A 25,666-nucleotide genomic window follows, 5' to 3' on the forward strand; every position below is an offset into this window, starting at 1 on the left:
ATCCCCAGATTTTTCTGATCCCTTTTCTCAAGGGGAAAATCCGGTGATAAAGGCGAAGCTTATGCTTCCGATGTTAGCTTTCTTTCAGAAAGCTTTTAGCTCCGCTTTTTCAGGTTTTTTCTGTCCTCTCCGTTTCTTATGTGAATGAGTAGTAGAAAATATATTGATCTCAATTTACCAGTGGGAATACGAGTTGAAATATCACTCCTTCTTGATGCTCTGGATCGCCCGGCAGTAATGTAATGGTCCCGCCCTGCCTCTCAACAAACTGCTTTACGAGGGATAGACCAAGTCCGGTTCCGCCTGTTTTGCGAGCTCGATCCTTATTAACGGTGTAAAAAGGCTCAAAAATCTTCTCCCGTGCCTCTTCCGGAATTGGCGTACCCGAGTTATAGATGCGAATGACCGCCTCATGTTTCTCTACACGCCGCTCATTCTCCACTCGAATGATACCTCCCGGTACGTTATACTTGATCGCATTGTCCAGCAGGTTGATGAAAATATGCATCAGACTCTCACGGTCACTGTGAATGACGGCAGGCTCCAGATCGAGCTCCATGTTCAGTGCAAACTTTTCAACCTTACCTCGCATTCGCCCGCAAGCGTCCGCAAGCAATGCCCTGATTTCCACATCCTCTGCCTGATTCTCGAAATCATATTTTTCAAGCGCAGACAGGTGCAACACCTTCTCCACCATTTCATATAATCGTTCGGTTTCTTTCCCGATATTATTTGTCGCATCGTCCAGCAGTTGTGGATCATCCTTGTACATGTTCAAGAGCTCCACATATGCTTTGATCGACGTCAGTGGTGTCTTGAACTCATGACTGATGTTGCCGATATATTGTTTCTGTTGCTGCTCCAATGCTTGTAGCTTCTCAATCGCCAGTTGCAGTTTCTGCTGCTCGGCATGCATGGCTGCAATATTTTGTTGAATAGACGTGCTCATATAATAAATCCCTTGTCCCAGCTCACCCAATTCATCCTTACGCTTGACCGGGGATTCGGTAATATAGTTCCCTTCTTGAATGGAGGCCGCTGATTTCTTCAACCGGGTAATCGCTACAGCAAAACGGTTGTAGAACAGATAACCTAGAATGAAACTAAGCGCAACTACCGTGATGCCTGCCCATAGGAACAATTGTTGAATCCGAGCATAGAAGTCCTGATAGCTCTGCACGGAGTATTGAATCCAGATCGCTCCGATCTGTCCCTCCGGGCCGTCCAGCGGGGCGGCATAAAGCAATGTCTCCCCCTGCTCGTGATAAGCAATTTTATTTTTCAATGCGTAATTCAATGTCTCCTGAACAAGCTCACTCTCGTCTGGGGCAAAAGAGGCCCCCACTTGTTTGCCACTCATGTCATATAGTGCAATGGGCAGACCTGTTGAGTCAGAGAGAGCTTGCGCCAATCTGCGTCCATTTTGCTGCAGGAACTGTTCCGGCTCCTGACGAATGGCCTCCGTATAATACGCCTGGCGCACATTCAGATTAATTAGACGCGTCTGTTGCGCGAGAGTACGCTCCACCTGTGATTGCTGATTAAGCTCAATACCTCGGAGCACGAGGGAGCTAAGCACAACCACGGTGAGGATAAGCAAAGCGGCCAGAAACACGCTGAATTTTAGCTTGATGCTGACTCTCATACCGTTCCGCCTGCTTCAGGAGCAGTTGCCTTGTATCCAATACCGTATACCGTTTGCAACATTTGCTGATCGGTATCCCCGATTTTTTTGCGCAAACGCTGGATATGAATATCTACCGTCCGTGTCCCTCCCGCGTACTCCATGCCCCACACTCGATCCAGCAAATCATCCCGTGTGTACACCCGTTCCGGATTAGACATCAGGATGGTTAACAGGTCGAACTCCTTCGGAGTTAAATCCAGCTTCTCGTCACCCACCATCACGGTACGGTGAGCAACATGAATACGCAGTGTTCCATTGACAATCGCCTGACTCTTGGAATCATCCTGCGGCGGGGTACTGCTCTTCTCTACCCGACGCATCAGTGCCTTCACGCGGGCGAGCAATTCACGGATTTCGAACGGTTTGGTCATATAATCGTCCGCGCCCATTTCAAGACCAACAATCTTATCGACTAGCTCGTTCTTGACAGTGAGCAAAATAATGCCGATATCCTCCCGATCCTCCAGCCGGCGGCAGACGCCATATCCATCCAGCTTGGGCATCATCACATCCAGGATCATCACCTGAGGATGGAACAAAGCCACCTTTTCCAAAGCTTCTTCGCCATCATTTGCCGTCTCCACTTCATATCCTTCACGCCGCAGCGCATATGCAATGGCACTTACAATACTTGATTCATCATCAACCACAAGTACTTTTTTATTCATCGGATATCATCCTCTTTATCTGTGTCTTGAGTTATGGGTTTATGTTAACAAGATCGCGATCATTGCGCTATGGAACTTTGGTCATTTCCAGCAGAATCTCGATTCCTCTCAGCAGAGATGCTGTTCTTCTACTTTTATACCCCAAAGACAGTAAAAAGAGCCTGCCCATAATAAAGTAAACGAATGAGACCAGCAGATTTAAAAACTAGGGTTGTTTTTTCAGATATTAATCTCTCTTTACTATTGTACAAGGACGCTCTTATCCGGAAAGAAGTTCTTGAACAAACAAATAGTAAGGAGAGATTTATTATGGCAATGGGAGATCCTCTTCCGAATTTACCTGGTCTTACTGAATTCGACAATCTTGATACGACAGACTTGTTGGCACGACTAATTTATGCTGAAGCATCTACACAATCCAAGACAGGTAAAGCAGGTGTAGCTTGGGTCGTAAGTAACCGAGTTGACAAAAATATGACTGAATTTGGCGGAAACACATATAAAGGTGTAATCCTCAAAACAAATGCTTTTGAAGGTATGACTACCATTAATGCTCGTCAACCAAATACCTCCAGTACAGCTTGGAGTGATTCAGTGGAACAAGCACTCGCCTCTTCACGTCTTGCCAACCCTATCGGAAAATGCTTATGGTTTGTTACCAATACTTACTTTGCCTCTAAAGTAATCAAGTCTGGCACAACAGAGTATTGGAACTTTGGGGCTGGCAACAAAAAAATTATTGAAAAGAAAGTATTGGGTGACCATACATTCTACAGAGTAGAAGGGTACTAATAGTTGGACAAAGAAGAAGGAAGCTCACAAAGAGCTTCCTTCTTCTGATATTTCTAATACAGATGGTTCTAACTTTCCATCAACAAATGCATATTTGACAATTGCATCTCCTAAATAGTTTCCTTCCGAGATCTGGATGGGTATCTCTGCAATAAGCTCCTGATCCTTAATTCCGTATCGCAATATATTTTGAAACGTTGGTTTTTCGTACCACTGATTTGCGTCGCTTTCATTAAACTTGAATATATGTTTCTGTCCATCAGCCACAACAGTGTACTCCCGAACTTCTTTTTCTTTATTTTTTTCTAGCTCAACTTGAATTTTCTCCTGAACGAAGTTTGTCGGATTTGAAACGGGGATTTCTGTAAAGTCCGTTTTTAGGACATGTACCTCTGAATCATGTATTCCCGTCCCTGTACCTTTAGTCAGAACAATAACAATTTCTTCTTCTCCATCTTCATTTAGATCAATAACAGATATTTGGGGATAAAATGAAGGATTTGTTACATTACTCCAATCAAATGTTCTCTTATCTCCGTTGATGACTATTTCAAGTGAGGAAAACAAATCGCCTTCCTCCTTAACACCATAAATAGAAACTTTTTTATCTGAAGATTCAGATAAAAGTGAACTAGGAGCTAACGTTGCCACATTCCCTTGGGACGATTCCCCATTTACTTTGGTTGGACTAGTCGACCTATCATTAGCTTCACAAGCAGATAACAACACAGCACCTACCATTGTAACAATAATCATTTTTTTCAACCCAATATCCTCCATATCCATTTTTTTATAGTATAATGGGTTCTTTCATCCAATAAGTTTAACAAATGTATCTTATCTTTTAAAAAAAAGTAACCAATTCATTCCAGATAGGCTCTATTACTCTTATTTTTAATCATGGACTAACACCTGATTCACATCGCAAAAAAGGATCTCATCATATGATGAAATCCTTTAACTACTCTCCACTATTCCTCAAACGATAAATTTAAAGGCTCGTCCGCCATCTCATATTCTGTCTCCAGATGTGTCAAAGGTGTGTTCAAATCCACCTCTTCGAAGCGGAAGCTATCCACCCAAACCTTGCCTTTGCCGTTTAGTATCACTCCAAACGATATCAATGCACTCTCTGCCGGTACATCCAGCACGATGCTGTACTGATTCCATGGCTGCGTGCCGGTGATTGGCCGATCATGCATATTATCAAACTGCAGCACATCGTGCACTTTATTATCCACGCGCATCCATAGTCCGCAGAAGGATTCCACACGATCGGTTTTGACAAAACCCGACAGCTTCATTCGTTTACCCACATATTTATCTGCCCGGAACTGCTGCATCATCGTAGCAAACTCGTTCAGTTCCATGGGCGTAACGGCCTTCAAGTACCCTGAGGCTTTCCCTTGATGTACCTCTGCAGGATCAATGCCCATCTCATAGTTTTGAGGGTGACTCCCCGTTAACAACCAACCTTTAATTGACGTTGTAGAATTCATCTTGATTTCTCCTCCTCTGGTTTTTCCACTGAATAGTTTCAGATCAAATAATTTGCGATATCGCCCAGGCGGCATGCCATACATTTTGCGAAAAGCACGAGTAAATGCTTCCTGACTTTCAAATCCGCAGATAAGAGAAATGTCCAATATTCCCGCATCTGTGGAGCGCAATGCGATAGATGCAAGACTCATCCGCCGATGCCGAATGTAATCAACGACTGTCATACCCACCTCATTCCGGAAGATCCGGTGATAATGATAAGGTGATAACAATGCCTCGGAAGCTACCTCTTCCAGTCCAATCTCTTCATGCAGATGGTTTTCGATGTAGATCAAGCTGTTTTGAACCATCTCCTGATATCTGCTCAATTGAGGATGTCCCCCTTCCATATCTTTACTATACGTTTTAGTACAGGAGCCGTTTTGATCATTTTTGCGAAAATAAAAAAGGAAGAGCCAGACCAAGAACAACTCTGTCCTTGACTGACTCTTAGCATGTACTGTTATTAAAGTGGCTTCATGAGAACCAAAGCCCTTTTAGAAATCCAGTGCAGTAGCCTTATCTGTTTTTCATTTTAATCATTACATTACCAACAACTGTCCTAGACTGCCGGAACCGGCTGTGCACCAGCCTCTTCCTCATCATGCTCCACCAGCTCATGTTTCTCCCAAGCACGGCTCTTCCAGCGGAAGTACATGATGACTGCACGTGTCCATTCGTCTGCCGCAATAGCAAGCCACACGCCTGCCAGCCCCATATTCAACTGGAACACCAGCAGATAGCCAAGAGGAAGACTCATGCATACCATGGAGATTAGACCCATGTATACCGGGAACTTCGCATCCCCTGCCGCACGCAAGGAACCAATAATGACGATATTGCAGGTACGTCCGGTTTCAAGTATGAGACTGAGCAGGAGAACTTGTGCGCCCATCTTGATAATTTCCGGATTTTCCGTAAAAATACCCATCAGCGGCACACGGAAAATGATAATAATCACATCAATAACAACGGTCGCCAGTAGTGCCCATTTCACACTGTCAAATACACGTTTGTACGCATCATCCTTACGGCGCGCTCCTACAAGTCGGCCGACAATAATCGACGTTCCCATACCAATCGCCATACTGAACAGATAAATATAGCTCGAAATATTACCTGCATATTGTTTAGTTGCCATTGCTTCTGCACCCAGATATGTCACGTACAGCGTGAATACGAGCTGGCAGGAGTGATAGACCATGGATTCCATCGCAGACGGAATGCCGATCCGCAGAATTTTGCCAATAAACTGTTTGGACAATTTAATGTAATATTCAAAATCGACACGAACCTCACTTACACGATACAAGAGCCAGAAGAAGATCAGCAAGCAGACGAAACGGCTACCTACTGTCGAAATTGCTGCCCCTTCCACGCCCAGTTTCGGCAAGCCGAAATGTCCAAAGATCAGAGCATAGTTACCAATAACGTGGATGACGTTCATAAACACGGACACATACATCGTTTCCTTGGTATAACCATGTGTACGAATCGTAGCCGCCAGTGCATTAATGAGGGCCTGCAAGAAAATTCCGCCCCCGACAATACTTATATAGGAACGAGCATAATCGTAAATTTCACCTTGTATATTTAAAAGTGACAGCAGATGTCCACCAAACACCAGGAAGATCACACTCAGGATCAATCCAACCGCTAGATTAAGCGTGATGGCATTACCGGTAACCTGAGCTGCTTCAGTCAGCTTTTTCGACCCGATATATTGGGCTACAACAATCGCAGCACCATGTCCAATGACTTCGAGTACAAGAATCGCAATGGAGATAATCTGGTTGGCTGCACCCACCCCGGAGACGGCGTTATCCGATACCGAGCTAAGCATGAGCGTATCCACACTCCCCATCAACATAAACAAAAAGAGTTCCAGGAATATAGGCCAGGTTAACCGAATCAGCTTCAGATCCTGGGCATCTGAACGGAGAGACTCTTTGGTCGAGGATATTGCTGTCATTTTCTCACCTTTCCAACGTTTGCTTTAATTCATAGGGTATGTTAGCACAGGTGGTTTGAAAATGCAGTAGTTTTGCGAAAATAATTGAAAGTTTTTTGAAATTCCAGAAATAGGTATTTTGTTGTTTTCATAAAACCTGTCTGGCCGCCCCTTTTGCATGGCGCTTTGAGACGACTCCAAGACATACAAAACCCTTCCACCACGCATACCATGCGGTTAATGGAAGGGCTTGAAATGCTGTTACATTTAAAATCAGCGGAAGCACTGGCAGACGATCATCCTTTTACCGAACCTGCAGCGATCCCTTCGACAATTCTTTCACTCAGCACCAGGAACGCAATCAGAATCGGCAAGATGCTGATCATCAACGTTGCACCAATGGCACCCCAATCGGTGGTATACTGCCCGATAAAGTTCTGTACCCCAACGGTCAGCGTTTTGTATGCATCCGAACTAATGAAGGTATTCACAAAAATAAATTCATTCCAGTCATAGATCATATTAATGATCGCTGTTGTTGCAATAACGGAAGCTGTCATCGGCAACACGATACGGAAGAAGATGCGATTCACCGAGCAGCCATCCATCACCGCCGCCTCCTCGACCTCTCTCGGAAGTGCGTAATAGAACCCGAGCAGAATCATAATCGTAATCGGCATATTAAATGCAATGTAAGAGAGAATGACCGATAACGGATGATCGGTGAGATTTAACTTTAAAAAGAGGCTGAACAGCGGAATCAGCGTAGAATGCACCGGGATCATCAGACCTACCATAAACAGTCCGAGTACCAGTGAACGTCCCTTCCAGCGCATGCGTGTGATTGCAAAGGTTACGAGACTTGCAAACAGCACCGTGAAGACCACTGAAACGACCGTAATCCATACACTATTGAAAAAGTATAAGCTGATATTGCCCTCTGTCCACACTTTGACATAGTTCTCCCAACGCGGCGTAGCCGGTAGTGCAAAAGGAGCCATGTCGAATACTTCCTGATTATTTTTGAGTGAAAATAACAGCAACCAGATTAAGGGCAAGATTTGAAGCAAAGCCACGAGAGAGAGAAGCACATATAACAGGACGTATCCAATTCTTCTCATCCATGCAGGACTATGACCTGTCTCCGGGCCCACGGGCAAYCGAACAGCCGGTTCCATCTTCAACGGAAAGACCTCCTTTCATTGTGCGTATGCGTCAGGAATATTGAATTGTGTCTTTGGATGCCGTTGCCTTACGAAGTAGCCAGGTCACGACCAGACAGATCAGAAGCAGGAAGAACCCTACAGCACTGCCGTATCCAAAGTCAAAACTGCGAAACGCCTGACGATACATGTAGGAGGCCATGACTTCACTGGAGCCATTCGGACCGCCGTCGGTCATGACATAGATCAGATCAAAATATTTGAGTGAGCCGACCACGGCGAGTACGACGGTCACTTTGATCACTTCGGTAATGAGTGGCAACTTGATCCGAAAAGCAATCTGCCACGGGTTTGCACCATCAATACGCGCAGCCTCGATTAGTGATTCCGGAATGTTTTTGAGTGCCGCGTAATAGATCAAAATATAGAAACCTGCATACTGCCAAAGAATCGGCACGAACAATGCATACAGTACCAATGATGGTTCCGCCAGCCAGGCTGGCGGATTGCTAAATCCGATGGCTTCCAGAAAGCTGTTTAACACACCGTTGCTAGGGTGGTAGATTTTCAGCCATAACTGGGCGATCGCAACCGAAGATAACAGCATCGGAATCAGATATATTTTGCGAAAAAAATTCGCGCCCTTAATCTTGCCTGACAGCACAAGTGCAATCATCAAATAACCGATGAGACTCAGTGCAGAGAACAAGGCTAACAAAAAGGTATGATTGGCACTCTGCCAGAACGTACTGTCCTGAAGCAATCTGGTGTAGTTATCCAAACCAATAAACGTCATTGCCCCGATCCCGTCCCATTGCATCAAACCGTAATATCCGGTGAGCACAATCGGGATGTAGACCAGAACCAGCAGCAGAAGCAGCGCAGGAAGCACGTACAGCGCAGCCACCAGACGGTTTGACATGACTTTGTCCAAGACGTAATCCTCCCTTCAAGCGTTCAAACATTCAAATGGTGTACGTGTCGGTGAGGTGTACATCAGTTGCCCTTGTCAATCGCAGCCTGATGATTCTTCACAAAGTCTTCCGGTGTAACTGCTTTGCCAAACAACGCCTGAATCATATCGAGATGTGCCTGAGCGGCAGCAGGTTTCATCTGCACATCTGCAAAGAGGGTCAGACTACTCGCCTGGTTCAACTCGTTCAGCAGATCGATGTAGAGTTGTGGTAGCTGAACTGCAGCGGTATCGACTTTGGTTGCTGGAATGACTCCGGCTTCGGTCACAGAGCTTTCGCCCCATTTTTCAACAAAGTATTGAATGAATTTCTGCGCTTCGTCCTTCACTTTTGAATTCTGAGCCGCAAACAATCCTACGCCTGGTCCGCCTACCCAGCTGTTAATATCACCTTTGCCACCATCAATCGTCGGGAATTTGAAAAATCCAACCTTATCCTTGAATTCCTGTGGAATATCCGGGTTCGTTGTAAAGTTTGGCAGTTCCCACGTTCCCATAAGATACATTGCAGCTTTTTCATTCATAAATTCAGATTTGCCCTCATCGTTGGACAAACCGTTAAAACCTTTGTTGAATGCATTCATATCTACCAGCTTCTGCACTTCAGCCGCAGCCTGTGTCAGTGCCGGATCATCAAACTTGCCAGAACCGTTAATGGCTTTCTCCAAGGCATCCCCGCCTACACGATTCGCCAAGTACATGTACCAGAGTGAACCCGTCCAGCGGTCCTTGTTGCCCAGGGCAATCGGCACTTCACCGTTATCGGTCAGCGTCTTCACCACATTCAGGAATTCATCATAAGTGGCTGGCGTCTGCAAATTATATTTTTCAAAAATCGCTTTGTTGTAATAAATAGGCGAGATATTCAGCTCGATCGGCAATGCATACGTTTTACTGTCTACCGCATAAGCCTCAGTCGTTCCGGCGATAAACTTCTCGCCCAGGTCCCCTTTCAGCAAATCATCGAGTGGTGCAAACAGATTACCCTTCACATAAGGCTCCAGGAATCCCGCAGCCCAGGTTACGCCCACATCGGGAAGTTCATTGGAAGCAGACAGAATTTTCAGTTTGTTTTTGTATTGTTCGTTCTCCAGCACTTCCTGCTTGATCGTCACATTTGGGTTATCGGTCTGATACTGCTGGATAATATCGTTGACCAGCTTGTTCTGTTGTGCCGAGCTGCCTGCAGGCCAGAGATGCATGAATTTCAAAGTTACTTTGCCATCTCCTCCACTGTCACCGCCGCTTGCATTACTACCGGATTCCTTGCCTGAACCAGAACCTGCATTGTTGCATCCCGTCAAAATGACAGCCAGAATCAGCGTCCATGACAGAATCATAGCCAGTGTCTTTTTATTCATATTTCCAACCCCCAATAGTGGAATTCCGGTTAATGTAACCGCTTTAACAAAATTGTAGCATGGGCACCTCTAGCCAATAAGGGTAGAATGATTTGGAAAAACTCCACTATTTTGAGTGTTTATTACCTGTTTTATTGGTCGAGAGAATTTTTCTTAAACGGATATGTTAACTCTTTTCATTTACAGCATGACGATACTTGCTTGGACTGATGTCCTCCAGACTTTTGAATACCTTAATAAAATATTTATCTGTCTGGTAACCAACTCTCTCGGCAATTTCCGAAATGGGCAGGTTCGTCTGCACCAGCAATTCCTTCGCCCGCTGTACCCGTTTGCGCATGAGATACTCACTGAAGTTAAGTCCGACCTGCTCTTTGAACAAGACGCTAAAATAACTGGAGTTCAGGTGCAGGGCATCCGCAAGCTCACGCATCGTCATCGGCTCACCCAGATGTGCCTCGATGTAAGCCAAAGCTTCTCCAATGGGTGTATCCTCCTGCTGCTCTCTCCGTTCGCGGATATCAACCAGCTTCGGATCAACCATCTCCTGCATCGTTTGAATACGCCGTTGCTGCTCATGAAGTTGAAGAGCCTTCTTTACGGTCTGAAGCAGCTGCTCTTTATCAATTGGCTTGAGCAAATAATCGACCACGCCCAGCTTAATGGCCTGCTGAGCATAATTAAAATCCGCATATCCTGACATAATCAGAACCGCTGGTTTACTGGGAAAATGCTGAATGGCTTCCACCAGGGATAGGCCGGAGAACTCTGGCATACGCACATCGGTAATCAGGAGATCTGCAGGCTGGCTCGCAAGCCATTCCCTGGCCTCCACACCACTCGCAGCCGTCTGAATTCGGTTCTTTCCGGCAGACCATGCTTCCAGTGTCTTGCGAATCCCTTCTCTTGTACGCGGCTCATCGTCTACAATCAGAATCGTTCTCTCATGAATCATGTTCAGCCTCCGTTCCCCTCGGAATTTCGAATTGAATCACTGTTCCTGCCCCAGCTTCGCTCTCGATCGAAAGTTTGGCACGGTCACCAAGCTTGCCGCCAAAGTATAGCCGGAGACGTTGATGTACGTTAATCAACCCCACACCTGCTCCTCTTCCGGGAGCTACGGGTTCACCACCGTTTAGCGCCTGTTTAATGTCCTGAAGACGTTCCTCGTTTATGCCCGGCCCATTATCGCGTACCTCCACACACACGAGACCTGTTATGGATGAAGGATATACGCTGATCTTTACCATTCCAGATTTTAAAGTACTCTCAATACCATAGAGCACGGCATTTTCCACAAGCGGCTGAATCAACAGCTTAGGCATCGGAGTGCTGCGCAACTCCTCGCTCATCCTGATCTCCCACTGCATTCTGTCGCCAAGCCGCATCTGCATAATGTTCAGATATCGCCCTACATGTTCAAGTTCATCCGCAATCGTAACCCATTCATCCTGATGGGGGCTGGAGATAATGTAGCGAAATAACCTAGACATCGCGATAACCATACGTGCCATCTCTTCCTCTCCTTTTTCCTCCAATGACCAATAGAACGCTTCTAATGTATTGAACAGAAAATGAGGATTAATCTGGGATTGCAAAGCCTTCATCTCAGCACGGGACTGCATAATTTCCTTCTCATGTACTACCTGTGTCAATTCATTCTGCCTGTAGACCATCTGGTTATACACCTCGTTCAGCTCATTGATCTCCAAGGTAGAGCTGACCATGAGGTTAGGTCTCATCGCTCCTGGCTGTGCCCCGCGCATCGCTCGCATCAGCCGAATTAAAGGACGAGTAATCATCGTAGAGAGGAAGAAGGACATGATCAAAAAAAGGACAACGCCGATGATGCCGGATACGAGCAAAGCTGTTCTCAAAATCGATACGCCCTCAGTCGTTTCTCGCAGTGGTGTCAACACAGCCAGTGTCCAGCCCGTTAACTCGGATCGCTGCTTCACCACGATATAAGATTCCTTGCCGTTCTGAACAACCGATTCACTGTTCATCACCGCTTGAGGATCGAGATTCACCTCCAGATTGGAAGTCACCACTTCACCATCTCCGTCCAGCAGCATGATCGAATCCTGCGAGCCGTCTGTCCCGTCCGAGTCATTGAGTTGAAAAAAACTGCGCTGCATACGCACGACTACGTATCCCCCATGCTCAAAGGAACGATCCAGTAAGCTGATTCGCCGAACAGCCAGAAGAATGCTTGGATCATCGGGATCAGAGCCAGCCCACACCAAACGTCCTTTACCTTCATCTGCCTTAACAATCCAGCTCCGTTCCAGCCTGTGACTTAAGGAGCGATCATCCATTGGGAAGATACGGCTATAATCGGTCGTGTAGATTTCCATGCTTTGCGCACCATTGATAAAGGATTGGTAACTGCCTGCGATCTGCAGCAGTGCCTGTCGCTGATTAAAGGTGGCCTTCTGCCCCCGCTTCTCCTCACTCAGCAAACGCTGCACATAAGTATCATCTGCAACCTGAGCAGTCAACGAATTCACCTGAGCGATCAAAGCATCCAATCTGCCACTGGCCTGTACAGCGGTCTGGTGGATATGCTTCTCGGCATTGTTTTTCAGCAAAGCCGCCACACGATCATAGGCTGTGATGCCTGCAAGCAATAGAACGATGAGCATAACCATTACAAAACCAACAAAGATCTGATTACGAAGCGAGTTAAAATGCCTTGTTTTCCGCTGCAATGTGCAAACGTCCCTCCTCTTTCTGCATGTAAAAGAAACCACCATCTCACGCCCGTATGTTGCATAACGGGAATACACTCGATGCCGGATTCATCTACGTTATTCTATTAAGGTAATATTGAAGCGCTTGCAAAAGAGTAAAAAAATCAATCTCTCTTATGTTGCTTTTCCTTTGATCGGTTCCACTTTGTTTATCGATTAAATTAACCCATTCAAAATAACATAGTTTTGTTTGGGAATCAATGGATTTCAACTGATCTTTAATAGATTAGAACTGATAAGAGAAGGATATGGAGCAATAGAGTCTCCATATCCACAACACTCCTTAATATGTAATTATATATAATGAAATATTCCATTATGATAGACAATATGACAAAACGATATCAAACACATAACTTTCTAAGGAGATCCTTAATCTTATGAGAAAAATGAGCCAAAAAAATTGGATTATCATTTTAATTCTTGCTCTTGTAGCCTCTCTAGTTGCAAATATTTATGGTTATATTTCAGGTGCCGGAAAACTAAAAGACTATTTAAATCAACAATACAGTCAGGTGCTGTCAGATTACGAAAGCAGAATTCTTTCCACTTCAGATTCAATCTTATCAACTTTGCAGAGCGCTATAGATAAAAAGAAGATTAGTAGAGAGGAACTACTATTCTTATACATGAGCTATGAAGAGTTACATCAAAATCAGATCCAATATGCAAACTATGTGCTTGTCTATAACTCTCCTGATGGAAAAAAAGCCTTTTCTCTGGACAAGGACCAACCTATTACTCTTAATTATCTTCCAGGTTTTATCTATTTTAATTCAAGTAGAGCTATGTTTAAAAAACTTCTTCGCCAAAGTGAATCCGCTTCTGACTTAGTTGTAACTTCTAATTTAGAAAAGAGCCTAAAACTTGCAAATGAAATCGTTCAATCAAACACAGCCATTTATAAAAAATATATCAATGGAAATTTCGCTCAATTGTCAAACGAAGAGGCAATAATGACCCGGCTATACTTACAAAGGGATCTGACCACCTCGTCTGCAAAACTAGCCGATCTTGATGCAGAATTATCCAAATCAAATGACTAAATCCCTTTTAAAAGTCGCCATAACAAAGAGCCGAAGCAGAATTAACCTCTGCTTCGGCTCTTTTGCCACCATACATTAGAACATTCTTCACCAATCATAGGTTATATCCATCAATGTTACCCTTTAGGTAACGCATTACGCATACGCTTCTTCCGATATCCTTGGTATACACGAAGCAACATGCCGATAATGAGCATCACTACACCAATGTTAATTGCCACATCTGCCAGATTCAATATGCCCCGGCCCGACGGGAACACCAAAAAATCCGTCACACGAGCATAGACAAAGCGATCTATGGCATTGCCGAGAGCACCGCCGACCATAAAGCCCGCCCCGGCATTCATCCAGAATCCCCGTATCTCACCTTTGTGCCGATAATAGAGCATACCTGCGATAAACAGCACGGCAATGACCCCAAACAAACGTGCATTACCTTGAAACATGCTTCCAGCCATACCGCTATTTTCGTAATGCTGTAGCTGCATTCCTGAATCCCCAAGCCGCACCACTTCACCAACCTCCATATACATCCGAACCGCGATTTTGGTACCCTGATCTACAAGCGTAACCAGCACCGCGATAAAATAAAACAGCATCGTTTTCCCCCTGCCCGCCTGAGCCACTCTTTATGTTCAATTGTAGAAATCTTCATAACCATTCTCCTTACTCTACCACAGTGGTTATAACGTCTCCAAATGATCCAGCCCCACATCTCTTATAACATCTAATAAACTCAATCTTTACCCTCGGGCAGGTACAACCATGTCGTTTGTTGAATGTAGAGCTTCATCACACAAACGAAGGAGAGGTCTTTCATTTGAATTCGATGAATTCCGAAATCACGACAAGACTTGAGCAAATGCAGCAGGAAGAACAGGAACTGGTATGGGATACGTTTAACTCCGAAACAGCGCTACAACTCGGCCTGTATCTAGTTCAGGAAGCAAAGCGCCGCTCACAGGCCGTGACCATAGACATCACACTAAAGGGGCATCGTCTCTTTTTGCATGCGATGGAAGGCACTCACCCCGATAATGAAAACTGGATTCGGCGCAAAAGCAACGTGGTCAACCACTTTGGCTCCAGCTCCTGGCATACAGCCTTGCGGTTACGAAGCGAAAACAAGACATTGGAGCAGAATTATCAACTGCCTGACTCCGAGTATGTACTGGCGGGTGGAGCCTTTCCGCTGATCCTAAAAGAGGAAGGGCAGGTAGGGACGATTACGATATCGGGTCTGCCTGATGAGGAAGATCACGACCTCGTTACTACAGGCATTCGCTCATTTTTGAAATAGAACCTACTTGGAAACGATACTTCCCCAAATCGCTCACAATACCAAAAAAACACCTTCTAGAGAAGCGACATGAACATCTCTACTCTGAAGGTGTTTTGTTATAAAACTGCTCTTACTATTTCTTTATTCCTGGTAGACAGCCACCCTTATACGTTTTATTGAGGGACTCCAACAGGATGTACGGTCCCTACGGTTGTAATCTTGCTATCCGGCATGCCGATTCCCGTGTTTAACCCGGAAAGTCTTGCCAGAGCTTTACTATTATTCGCTGCCGGAAGTTTGGCTGTGAAGACCACTTTCGTCCCATTGGCAGATACAATCCAATCCGGAATGGTTGTCCCAAATGCTGTTGCGATCTTGTCCGCAAGCTGACTTCCCCTGAGGGCGCACCCACTCCTGATGCCTCCAATGCATATATCCGAACATGTTCGTTATTCGTGCCCGGTTGCTGCGATGTAAAGAGTACTTTGGATCCATCGGCGGCTGCACTCCACCCCGATATGGATGTCCCAAAGGCTGCAGCTATTTTCGATGCTACTTCCTTTGCCGTTTCTGTACCTGTGATAGAAACAGTTTTGGGGATCGGTGCTCCCCCGTCCGTAAAATAGACATAATATGAACCTGGAGCTGTTGCTCCATTTTCGATTGTCAGTGTGACTACCTGTGCTGTACCTGTATTGTTTTCAGCAAAATCCACATTCCAGCCTATGTTATTCTCGGAGAATACAGCACCTGCGGAACCTGTACTCCACAATGAAAATTCTGACGGATTCTTAAATGCTAAAGCTGCTTTCTCGTCACTAGATAATTTATAACCCTTTATGTATCCTTCTTTTACCATCTTCTGTACTTCTGAATAATTCCAATCTAAGGCAGACAGATCAGTATAATGTACTCCTTCTTCCTTATTAAATTCAAATTGACGATTATATTCTCCACGTGTAGTTACATTGTTGGACCTGAARGAATCGTCGGAGTATCCTGTGCTCAACCCTTTTGAAAGCCATTTATCAATGGTAGGTTGGGCCCAATGCCCTTCAATATCTGAGGTTACATCTTGACCATAAACAACTCCACCTGACAGACAAAACATACTCATAACTAAGATAAATATGTTTACTTTTTGAGTCATTCTTTTAAAAAACATACATTTCCTCCTATTTAGATATAGATATCTCTCACTTACTGATTAGACAAACCTTTCCTTTCCCTCACTTCCTTTCCTACTCATGGTGAATAGAGATCCTAGTGCTTCATTCGACCATTCACTTTCTAATCTCTATAAATAGAGTATAGCATTTACTGGAAGGTACCATTAATACAAAAAGCAAGATCTTTATAGAAATATAGATCTTCATGATGAATTGACCTTCTTAAGTAAAATTGGAATGTGATAAAAGTTAAAATAAAAAAATCCCCCCCCCCCGAAAGTTAAGTCTTAAAAACCCTCAGGGGAATTATAGTTGAGATCAGGATGACTTTTTATTTTTCATAATGTGATACACGTTGCTAAAACTGCCGGAGAGAATACCAACGATCGGGAAAATTGCCCAGTTAATATCCCAGCGCTGGTAGACGAAACCCGTAAAGAGGAAGAACGCTGTCGCGAGTGGCCAAACCACAGCCTCAACGGCCCGCACTGCTCGTGCCTCTTCTCTCTTGGCTGCATTCAGATGTTGATCCTCAAGCAACGTCGTATAGGAACCCTGAATGTTACCGTAATAGACAAACAAGAATACACCGATTCCCGCTGTCGCCAAGAGAGCCGACACACCGTAAGCTGCATACGTATCATTCACATAGGCCCCTGCAAAGATGAAAACAGGAGACAGGATGCACAGACACACGCCCGTAATAAGAGCCACACGATATGTGAGTGCAAAACTTGCCTTACTACGCTGAAGAATCATCAGAAGAGAACGGGGGAGCTGGAACCCCTTCTCCATATACTCAAACCGTCCCAGCTTCATACCGCTGTAGATGAACATGCCCACGGCAACAGCCACCAATACAAACATCCCACTCATGCCTAGCACAGAGCCAATGCCGAACGTACCTTGATCTGATGATGTACCCATGCTTTCGAACAATGTATCCATTAATATGAGAAAAGCTATTCCCGCTGAGGACAGCCACACGCCCAGCCCCGTCCAGAAACCTGCACTTCGCTTAGCCGCGAGATAGGCCTGAACCTCTTCTTCGGTGAGCACTGGATATGTTTCCGTAGCATCCTCAGTCTGAATACCGAGTTCTTCCATCAGTTCCTCAATGTTGCCAAACTCGGAGATCACAATGCCAACCGCCTCATTCTCCGATCTGCCCTCCTGTTTTAACTCCAGATACTTATCTTCCATACCCGAAAGAAGCTCCTGTTTCATGCGCTCCACCTCAGGACTTCTCGGCAATCCTGCAAACATATTGTCCAGATACACCATTATTGTCTCCATATCCGATCACAGCTCCCTGATAAACAGATTAACGACCTCTTGCGTAACCTTCCATTCCTCACATTTTTCTCTGTAATAGTCCAGGCCAGCTGGTGTGATTCGGTAATACGTGCGGCGTTTGCCCAGACTTTCATCCTGATAAAAAGATTCGATATATCCATTTTTCTCCAAGCGGGTAAAGGCCGAATAGAGTGTAGTTTCCTTCATGACATACTTCTCATCCGTCAGCTGCCTGATGTTCTTGGAAATCTCGTATCCGTACGATTCTCCTTCAAGCAACATGTAAAGGATCAGCGTATCATTATAACCGCGTATTACGTCACTGCTGATCACAAAAGATATTCCTCCTCATTACTTCATCTGTCGTAGTAGTTTGAGTATAGCACAGTTACTACGACAGATGAAGTAGTTTAGTTAAAAATAGGCAAAATAAAAATCCGCACCTGGTTAGAGGTACAGATTTAATAGCTGTAACCTTAGTCTACGCATATTCTGTCAACCATTTACAAACGTTTCTCCTGCTCTGCGGTTACGATGCGGTTACTGAATGGCAGTCAGCACATCCAGCAGCATGGACTTGAACTTCGGACGATCAATCGCTTCACAGACACGTACATTTGGCGCTTTCCCAAAACGTCCGTTGATATCCACCACGCTGTATCCGCGTGTCAATTCCCCTGCCGCTTCCACATCGACATAATAATGACCAGACTTCGTCATGAGTGACTCATCTGCGGCTACCGCCATTAACAGGGTATCAGGATGCGTTGTTCCGTTCAATTTATGTACCGACTTGTTGAATTGCATGACCACTTTATTGATCGCGATGAAGAAATCGGAACCCGAGGTACAGAGTGCTGCAATCTCTGCATGATCGTTATCATCCATAACGGAGTATTGGGTGCACATCTCCCAGCCAACCATCGTAATCGGGATGCCTGCATGCAGTACAATTTTGGCCGCCTCCGGGTCCACATAGAAATTATACTCTGCCGCCGGTGTGATATTGCCCAGTGCATTGTTCGTTCCACCCATGATGTATAGATGAGCGATCTCAGGAACGATGGTTGGGTCCTTCTGAATCGCCATCGCGATGTTCGTTAGCGGCGCAATGGCCAGCAGTTCAATCTCCCCTGGATGTGCATGCACCTTCTCGATAATAAAATCAACCGCATGCCCGCTCTCGGGACGTTGATCCGCCTTGGGGAAATGCGCGCCACCCATACCGTCATCGCCATGCACATCTTCTACCGTACGATGCTGAGCCTGACCATAGGCCATGAGTGGACGCTCGCAGCCTTTGTATACCGGAACTTTCCCGCCGTGTCCGGCAACTTGCACGGTGTACAGTGCATTCTCAACCTCTTGGTCAAACTGCACGTTGCCACCTGTAATCGTAATGCCTTCCACCTGAAAATGATGCAATGCCGTCAGGATCGCAATCGTATCGTCTCCTGCTGTATCCGTATCAATGATGACTCTTCTCATGCTGCCGCGCTCCTTCTTCTGTATAATATTCGTTCTATATCCGCCAAACGACCCTCGTGTATATCACCATATTCATTCAACGGACATATCTACGCGAAACGTCAGGGTCTATTTTACATCAAAAACGTACCAATGACGATGGAAACACCGATGATCACGGAGCGTAACAACTGTGCTACCGCCATATTGCCCCGCGCAATTTCATCACAGACCTTTATTTTAGGCGTCAAGAAATCAAATATAATATAGACCAGACACAGAATAATGATACCCAACACTGACCACAGTAGCATATCCACCCATGAGTGAGTCGAAAAGGACACCATGCCTACAATAATACAAAGTCCCAGCAGCTTACTTCCCATGTACATACCTGCGGCTTCATTTCCTTTTGCAATTTCTTCACTATCGTTATAACGAGTCAATTTACTGAACGCAAAATATCCCACAACTAATACCACTAACAGAATGCCAATCCCTACTGCAACATTCATGAGGTTCAATCCCAGCTTTTCCATTCCTTCTCCTCCTCATCATTCAATGGTTCTCGCACAGCAGCGGCGCAATAATACGCCATATCTCCGGTTACCTTCTCCCCCACCCTAGGCAGCATTCCGGCAAAACGTCCACCAATGACAAATACACCCGTTAGCAAATAACCGCTGTATTCGCCATCCTCTGTCTGAATTACAGCCTGCTCCATCGGCACGAGTTGCTGATATATTTTGGGCTGATTTTCGTAATAGGCGGCAACCTCTTCGTCCTCGTCATCTTCTTTATTAAGGAGTGTAGATCCGTCTGCCGTATTTGTGTTTTTATCCGTACCCGTATCTCTATTCGTATCCACGACGTCCACCGGCTCTTGAACTTCATTATGATCCAGCAAAAGTGTCCCACGGCCCTCGCGCCCCCAATAGCTCTTGGCTACGTAAGGCACATCGCTCTGCTCAAACGGCTCCGCGGTGAAGTAAGTCGGCAGCAAATAACGTGAAATCACTTCCAACTCTGCCTCATCAAAAAGGGTAAATCCGCAGTACTCGGGCGTCTGCTCATTCCTCTCGTACAGCGACCAGATGGCAGCCATAAAACCTTTGCTCTGCATCAGCACGTGCTGGACAGGATTCATAAGGCCAAGTCGCCCTTCTCGCACCAGTTCAATAAGAGCAGCACCAATGTCCACACCGGTCGCTTCGTCCCGATCCCCAATCAGGTATTCCAGCGGATACAGACGATACAACAAACGGATTTCGCGGCCCTGATGATACAGTGCCTCTCCCTGCACAATCTCAAGCTCCTCCAATGGAGCATATAACACCTCGTATCCGGCTTCACGACAGCGTTCCATCAGGTAGACGGTGTTGGTTCGATCCTCCACATGATCGCCGTAAGAGGTGAATGTGACCGGTCCCTCCAGCCCTTGCTCGGCATAAAAAGATAACCACGATCGGAAGCAATCTTGGATACGTGCATCCATATGCATAGATGGCGCAGTCCATGCCTGATCTTCTGTGCGTCCGATCAAAATACTTTCGAGTGCAGCCGATTCAGGTATACCTGTTGGCGTATCGGTGTTATTTTCAATAYATTTCAGACCAGCTTCACCAATAATCCAGTCCTGACGAGTGATTCCACCTGTAACAGCTTCCATGCGTGCTGCGGGGATCAACCCTGGATGGATGCCAAGAGGATGCTCCAGAAATGAGTCCGGCATATATCTCTGGATGAAACGCATCACTTTGATGTAAATCCCGTCTACCGCCTCTGTGGCGGCACGTAGCTCCCCCAGCTCTTCTGGCGTATAGATCGTCAATGTAGGTACACAATACTGTTTGCCGTACATGCGATGATATGGAATCTGCTCTCCAGCTTCACCCGAGAAAATCTCCTCGTGGCTGAATGGCATTGAGTACACTTCCCTCATCCTGCCAGCCTCCCCCGAATGAAGCGGAGAATGATTGCCTGCTTCATGATGTCATTAACCTCCCGAACTTCGGAAAAAGCTGCCGAAACCGCTCGATTTAGATTTGGTTGAGCTTTTATAAGAGCTGCTACCGTCTTTGCTACTGCGATAAGATGAGCCGCCGTACCCGCCATAATAGTAGTGACCGCTGCTGGAATCGTACTCGCAGCCTGTATCATATTCGGGGTCACATTCGTCATTGTTACTGCCACATCCCGCAAGCACCGCAGGTACAGCCAGCATGAGCGAGAATGCGACCAGTTTGGCTTTGGAACCCGGTTTTGGTTCTGATTTTGGGCTTGGTTTAGAGCCCATTTCAGAGTCTAATGCGGATGATGATTTTGATTCTAATGCATTGTTTGATGCCACTGCAGTCTCGGAACCAGACTGTAATGTGAATGCAGTTTCATCACGGATGATGTTTCTGGACACCTGCCCCGATAAAGGTTTTCGCACCTCTTCTTCCTTCATTACAGATCCACCTCTTTCATGAAAAACAGAACTTTCTTCCGATCCGCATCCAGCACCGAGTACAAAAATTCGTACGTCCTGCCTTCGCGTACCATGTAGTGATCCAGCAGCTGCTCGGCCAGCTCCATCGTGTAGCCAGAGGATTCCGCAAGCTCCAGCTCATCAAAAGAACGTCCATTCCACAGCATATATTCCGGGCTGTACATGGAAGACATTTTACACATTGCCAGCGCTGCATCCGCAATAGCAGCACCATGCCCTTCCGGCATCTGCTGATCATACGCAGTCACGTAGATGGCATGTTCGCGCCGATCCTGACACTCATTGGACAGATGGGCCCATAGTTTGTTTTTCATCAGAGTAGCATCCACCAGCTTGCGCATAAACAGTTCATCCCGCGTCACTGAAGCCTGCTCAAGCACACCCGTCTCGGTCTGTTTATCCTCCGACCAACTGCGATACATCAATGAATAATAAATGGTGATTCCCTCCCTATCTGCAAGCTCGTGATGAGCCGTTTCAATATACACAAACRTATTAAACGCATGAGAAGGAAAAAAGTTACACTATTCGCCGAGACATGTAAAAAGAAACACAGTAATTTATGGTGCACTTTTAACTATGCTCCAGCCTACACACCAGACCTACTTTATCTACCTGCCTGCCTACCTACTTAACATGCCTTACATGTTTACCTACTGATCTACCTCCCTTCCCTAACTACCTTACTTCCTCTACTTCCCTACTTACCTAACCACCTAACTCCCTACTTCCCAATTTCATCTCCCACTCATGCGCTAACGATCACCACAGAGCTTATTTGGCGAAAAAACAGGCTGCCCAAATTCTAACGATCAGGAGAAACGTTATTTCGGAGAAAAACCTGTAAAATCGGCTGAAAACTCCACATTTCTAGTAAATAACGTCCCTGGTGATCGTTAGAATTTTAAATCGCTAAAAAATACCCAAATAGCGTCTTCTCAGATCGTTAGAATAGCTGGAGTCAGGGATGGGCCTCTTGGGATCAATAATAGTTACCCTTGCACGCATGAAAATCAACATCGATCATCTCAACAGAACTAACTCTTGAAAAACTCTATCGCAATTCCTTCCAAAAAAGACCAGCGAGAATAGTTCGAAAATAGCAGCCGAAATTTGAGGCAAGGTACATACGGATTAAAGTAATTAAAGTAATATCACACAAAAAGGACTGCCTCATGGCAGTCAATGCATACCCAATGCATATCAACTGTGAGACAGTCCTTTTACGTTCCCTTCTACGTCCTTACGCTCTAGTCCATTTCCTACACTTCTAGTTAGTTAATTTCAACAATCAGCCCTGTATCTACACTCGCTCAGTGAGGTTTGGCTGTGTTTTATTAACGGCTTGTGGCATGCTCTTGCTGTTCGTACTCTACGATCACATCTCAGCCCATTGAGCCAATAACTCATCGTATGCAGCGGATAACCGCTCCCGCTCGTTCCAGGTTTGCTCCAACGCTGCCGGATCATTGGCTAACGCTTCAAGCTGCTGATCAAGCTCCTGAATCTGTGTTTCTATACGAGCCATCGCCTGCTCCAGCTTTTCAACCGACCCGTATTTCCCAATACTGCTACCATTTCGGCTTCCGCTTTGACTGCTACTGCGGTCACCGTTCCCATTACTGCTACCACTTCCGCTGCGGCTTTGATTGCTAACCCGTTCACGATTTCCGCTTCCGATGCTCCCCCGTCCAGCATCCAGCTCAGTTTGAGCTAGCTCCAACACGTTCTCTCTGCTTGCAGATGCAGCATCATGTCCGTTGCCTCCGGCTTTCCGTCGGGCACCTTTGCTCGCTCCCGTCTCTGTTGACTTTTCATCGATCCCCGTCCCGGTTCCCTTTTCTGCTGCTCTTCTTCCGGTTTTTGATCCGTTTCCAGCACTACCTGCTCCAAGTTCTTGTGAAACTTCTTTCGCTGCACGAGCCTGCAAATCAAGTTTTTTCTCCCGATATGCTTCGTAATCCCCAAGGTACGTCGTCAGCTGCCCATTCTCCAGTTCCCAGACACGGGAGGCGAGGCGATTCACAAAGTATCGGTCATGCGAGATAGCCAGCACGGTTCCTTCAAAATCAGCAAGCGAATCCTCCAGCGCCTCTCTTGAGGCAATATCCAGATGGTTCGTCGGCTCATCCAGCAGAAGCACATTCGGTTTGCGCTGTACCAGCAGCGCGAGCCTCAGACGAGTCCATTCTCCACCGGACAGCTGTCCTACCGAACGGAAAACATCTGCACCATAGAATAGATATCGCGCCAAAATGCCACGAGCTTCCCCTTCCTCCACGCCTGCTTCCAGACGGAAGTACTCCAGCACGTTCAGCTTGGGATTCACAGGTTCCTCCTGCTGAGCCAGGTATCCCACATCAACGCGTGCGCCCCATTCCAGCTTGCCTGCATCCGGCTGTTCTTCACCCAGCAGCAGCTTGAAAAGTGTTGTTTTACCGGAGCCATTGCGGCCAATCAAGGCTGCCTTGTCCCCGTATTCCAACAGAGCAGATACGCCACTTAAAATATCCCGGTCACCGTATCGTTTTTCCACGTCTTCCAGCACCGCTACACGTTTACCTGTCCGATCCGTCGGAAGCACATCAAAATCCGCATGACGACGCTCCAGCACAGGACGTTTTACTTGCTCCATCCGCTCCAGTGCTTTGCGCATGGAGGCCGCACGACGGAAAAACTTTTCGTTACCGCCGACACGTCCCCATTCTTCCAGCTGGCGGATCGTTTCCTTCATCTTTTTCATAACCTTCAGCTGCTCTTTGAACTCCTCAAACTGCTTCAGCAGCCGCTGTTCCTTCACCTTCATATATTCGGTGTATCCGCCCGCAGCAATCTCGGCTTCTCCGTCATCCAGCTCCAGTGTGCGCGTCACGACCCGATCCAGGAAATAGCGGTCATGTGAGATCAGAATAACGGTACCGGAATATTCTCGCAAAAATCCTTCCAGCCACTCCACCCGCTCCAGATCCAGATGGTTCGTTGGCTCATCCAGCAATAACAGATCAGGACTGACGATCAGCTGCGAAGCCAGCACCACACGTGTCTGCTCACCGCCAGAGAGCGATCCGAACCGCCAGCCGTAATGTGCCTTCGCAATATCCAGCCCGTCTGCAACTTGGTCAATCTTAGCATCCATCTCGTATCCACCTTCGCGTTCGAACCGCTCCTGCAGTGCTGCATACCGTTTCAACAGACGCTCCAGTTGTTCTGGATCTGCCGCACAGGAAGGATCGGACATCTGCTGCTCCAATTCGGTCATCTGGGTACGGCAGGCGATAAGTTCCCGGAAGCCAAGGCCTAATACACCCAGCACCGTGTGGTCATCCATTCCTTCGGGTACTTGGGCGACATAACCGACTCGTGTATCTTTTTTCAGCATCAGTTGGCCTTCATCCGGCTGGCTTAACCGGGCCATCAGACGCATCAAGGTGGTTTTGCCGCTTCCGTTGCGGCCGATCAGGGCAACCTTGTCGCCTTCCATAATTTCAAATGTAATGCCGTCCAGCACCAGATGTGCTCCGTGATATTGTTTCAACTGTTGCGCGCTAATAATTATCATAATAAGGTTCCTCCTATGGATTGGAAGAGCCTAACCGCAACACAAAAAGAGCCGCAGGAGGTTAGCTCCGCGGCTCTTCAGAATTCAAGCAAATATGCTTATCGTCCGAATGAGGTCAAGGCAGGCATCTTCTCGCACATGTTAACTTCCGTATATTCAAAATTGGACAGACTTCTCCCGTTGTTCGAAAAAGTATGAACAATGCCAGCCATAGCAATCGGCAGCTGGCTAATACGGTTGTTAAGCATCTCGTGATTCACCTGTCTTCACCTCCCTTGTCATAAGTAATGTCAATATATCACAATCGATTGTATCTCTGCAACCACCTCATGCAGCTAGCTCCCTGTCATGTGCCTGTGACATTGTTATGTGGGTGCACCGGTTTTCATACAGCTATCCTCTATCAGCAGTTTTCATCTCCGGACTACTCGTGCTGAACTCCTACGATCTCCTACGAGCTTATACG

The 25,666-nt window shown here is 46.2% G+C and carries 24 protein-coding genes; 3 read left to right on the forward strand and 21 right to left on the reverse strand.

What is annotated here, in order from left to right:
* Positions 1–169: 169 nt before the first annotated feature.
* A complete protein-coding gene (locus tag AB4Z30_RS07400) occupies positions 170–1,645 on the reverse strand; it encodes an ATP-binding protein (protein ID WP_441924831.1) in 1,476 nt (491 codons plus the stop codon).
* The gene (locus AB4Z30_RS07405; RefSeq protein WP_441924833.1) at positions 1,642–2,355 is read right to left on the reverse strand and encodes a response regulator transcription factor; all 714 of its coding nucleotides are present in this window, start codon (positions 2,353–2,355) and stop codon (positions 1,642–1,644) included. Before AB4Z30_RS07405 ends, AB4Z30_RS07400 begins: the two co-directional genes overlap by 4 nt.
* Before the next feature lie 309 nt (positions 2,356–2,664).
* Between AB4Z30_RS07405 and AB4Z30_RS07410 the strand changes: the two genes are divergently transcribed.
* Positions 2,665–3,147 carry a cell wall hydrolase gene (locus tag AB4Z30_RS07410; protein WP_441924835.1) on the forward strand — a complete coding sequence of 161 codons (483 nt, stop codon included), beginning with the start codon at positions 2,665–2,667 and terminating at the stop codon, positions 3,145–3,147.
* Positions 3,148–3,171: 24 nt separating this feature from the next.
* Here AB4Z30_RS07410 and AB4Z30_RS07415 read toward each other — a convergent pair whose 3' ends face one another.
* From AB4Z30_RS07415 to AB4Z30_RS07450, 8 genes are all read right to left on the reverse strand, one after another.
* On the reverse strand, positions 3,172–3,912 hold the full coding sequence (locus AB4Z30_RS07415; protein ID WP_441924837.1) for a hypothetical protein: 741 nt from the start codon (positions 3,910–3,912) through the stop codon (positions 3,172–3,174).
* Between the two features lie 206 nt (positions 3,913–4,118).
* The gene (locus AB4Z30_RS07420; protein WP_441925346.1) at positions 4,119–5,036 is read right to left on the reverse strand and encodes a helix-turn-helix transcriptional regulator; all 918 of its coding nucleotides are present in this window, start codon (positions 5,034–5,036) and stop codon (positions 4,119–4,121) included.
* Between the two features lie 212 nt (positions 5,037–5,248).
* Positions 5,249–6,658, reverse strand: coding sequence for an MATE family efflux transporter (locus tag AB4Z30_RS07425; protein WP_441924839.1), 1,410 nt, complete (start codon positions 6,656–6,658; stop codon positions 5,249–5,251).
* 275 nt (positions 6,659–6,933) lie between these two features.
* Positions 6,934–7,758: a carbohydrate ABC transporter permease gene (locus AB4Z30_RS07430; protein WP_441925348.1), complete on the reverse strand. Its 825-nt coding sequence runs from the start codon at positions 7,756–7,758 to the stop codon at positions 6,934–6,936.
* A gap of 94 nt (positions 7,759–7,852) precedes the next feature.
* A complete protein-coding gene (locus tag AB4Z30_RS07435) occupies positions 7,853–8,734 on the reverse strand; it encodes a carbohydrate ABC transporter permease (protein WP_441924841.1) in 882 nt (293 codons plus the stop codon).
* 62 nt (positions 8,735–8,796) lie between these two features.
* Positions 8,797–10,134 (reverse strand): extracellular solute-binding protein, encoded by a 1,338-nt coding sequence (locus tag AB4Z30_RS07440; protein WP_441924843.1) that lies wholly within the window; start codon positions 10,132–10,134, stop codon positions 8,797–8,799.
* 166 nt (positions 10,135–10,300) lie between these two features.
* On the reverse strand, positions 10,301–11,089 hold the full coding sequence (locus AB4Z30_RS07445) for a response regulator (protein WP_441924845.1): 789 nt from the start codon (positions 11,087–11,089) through the stop codon (positions 10,301–10,303).
* Positions 11,079–12,845, reverse strand: coding sequence for a cache domain-containing sensor histidine kinase (locus AB4Z30_RS07450; RefSeq protein WP_441924847.1), 1,767 nt, complete (start codon positions 12,843–12,845; stop codon positions 11,079–11,081). Before AB4Z30_RS07450 ends, AB4Z30_RS07445 begins: the two co-directional genes overlap by 11 nt.
* A 422-nt stretch (positions 12,846–13,267) precedes the next feature.
* Between AB4Z30_RS07450 and AB4Z30_RS07455 the strand changes: the two genes are divergently transcribed.
* Positions 13,268–13,933, forward strand: a complete 666-nt coding sequence (locus AB4Z30_RS07455; RefSeq protein WP_441924849.1) for a hypothetical protein — start codon at positions 13,268–13,270, stop codon at positions 13,931–13,933.
* 116 nt (positions 13,934–14,049) lie between these two features.
* Here the strand turns inward: AB4Z30_RS07455 and lspA are convergent, their stop codons facing one another.
* A complete protein-coding gene (gene lspA / locus AB4Z30_RS07460; protein WP_441924851.1) occupies positions 14,050–14,532 on the reverse strand; it encodes a signal peptidase II in 483 nt (160 codons plus the stop codon).
* 230 nt (positions 14,533–14,762) lie between these two features.
* Between lspA and AB4Z30_RS07465 the strand changes: the two genes are divergently transcribed.
* Positions 14,763–15,233: a heme-degrading domain-containing protein gene (locus AB4Z30_RS07465; protein WP_441925350.1), complete on the forward strand. Its 471-nt coding sequence runs from the start codon at positions 14,763–14,765 to the stop codon at positions 15,231–15,233.
* A 229-nt stretch (positions 15,234–15,462) separates the two neighbouring features.
* Here AB4Z30_RS07465 and AB4Z30_RS07470 read toward each other — a convergent pair whose 3' ends face one another.
* From AB4Z30_RS07470 to AB4Z30_RS07515, 10 genes are all read right to left on the reverse strand, one after another.
* A complete protein-coding gene (locus AB4Z30_RS07470; protein WP_441924853.1) occupies positions 15,463–16,380 on the reverse strand; it encodes an S-layer homology domain-containing protein in 918 nt (305 codons plus the stop codon).
* A 322-nt stretch (positions 16,381–16,702) separates the two neighbouring features.
* Complete coding sequence (locus AB4Z30_RS07475; protein ID WP_441924855.1) at positions 16,703–17,680, reverse strand: permease prefix domain 1-containing protein; 978 nt, start codon at positions 17,678–17,680, stop codon at positions 16,703–16,705.
* A 6-nt stretch (positions 17,681–17,686) separates the two neighbouring features.
* Positions 17,687–18,013, reverse strand: a complete 327-nt coding sequence (locus AB4Z30_RS07480; RefSeq protein WP_090921618.1) for a PadR family transcriptional regulator — start codon at positions 18,011–18,013, stop codon at positions 17,687–17,689.
* A gap of 207 nt (positions 18,014–18,220) precedes the next feature.
* Positions 18,221–19,168, reverse strand: a complete 948-nt coding sequence (locus AB4Z30_RS07485) for a nucleoside hydrolase (RefSeq protein WP_441924858.1) — start codon at positions 19,166–19,168, stop codon at positions 18,221–18,223.
* Positions 19,169–19,281: 113 nt separating this feature from the next.
* Positions 19,282–19,686, reverse strand: a complete 405-nt coding sequence (locus tag AB4Z30_RS07490) for a DUF350 domain-containing protein (protein ID WP_441924860.1) — start codon at positions 19,684–19,686, stop codon at positions 19,282–19,284.
* Entirely contained in the window at positions 19,668–21,089 is a 1,422-nt protein-coding gene (locus tag AB4Z30_RS07495) for a glutathionylspermidine synthase family protein (protein WP_441924862.1), read from the reverse strand. The genes AB4Z30_RS07490 and AB4Z30_RS07495 overlap by 19 nt, the downstream gene beginning before the upstream one ends.
* 54 nt (positions 21,090–21,143) lie before the next feature.
* Complete coding sequence (locus AB4Z30_RS07500; RefSeq protein ID WP_441924864.1) at positions 21,144–21,599, reverse strand: hypothetical protein; 456 nt, start codon at positions 21,597–21,599, stop codon at positions 21,144–21,146.
* Positions 21,599–22,129 carry a hypothetical protein gene (locus AB4Z30_RS07505; RefSeq protein WP_441924866.1) on the reverse strand — a complete coding sequence of 177 codons (531 nt, stop codon included), beginning with the start codon at positions 22,127–22,129 and terminating at the stop codon, positions 21,599–21,601. Before AB4Z30_RS07505 ends, AB4Z30_RS07500 begins: the two co-directional genes overlap by 1 nt.
* A gap of 890 nt (positions 22,130–23,019) precedes the next feature.
* Complete coding sequence (abc-f, locus tag AB4Z30_RS07510; RefSeq protein WP_441924868.1) at positions 23,020–25,200, reverse strand: ribosomal protection-like ABC-F family protein; 2,181 nt, start codon at positions 25,198–25,200, stop codon at positions 23,020–23,022.
* A 98-nt stretch (positions 25,201–25,298) separates the two neighbouring features.
* Entirely contained in the window at positions 25,299–25,460 is a 162-nt protein-coding gene (locus tag AB4Z30_RS07515) for a hypothetical protein (RefSeq protein WP_167375752.1), read from the reverse strand.
* Positions 25,461–25,666: the final 206 nt, after the last annotated feature.

The organism is Paenibacillus sp. 2TAF8 (genome assembly GCF_052114825.1).
Taxonomy (GTDB): domain Bacteria; phylum Bacillota; class Bacilli; order Paenibacillales; family Paenibacillaceae; genus Paenibacillus.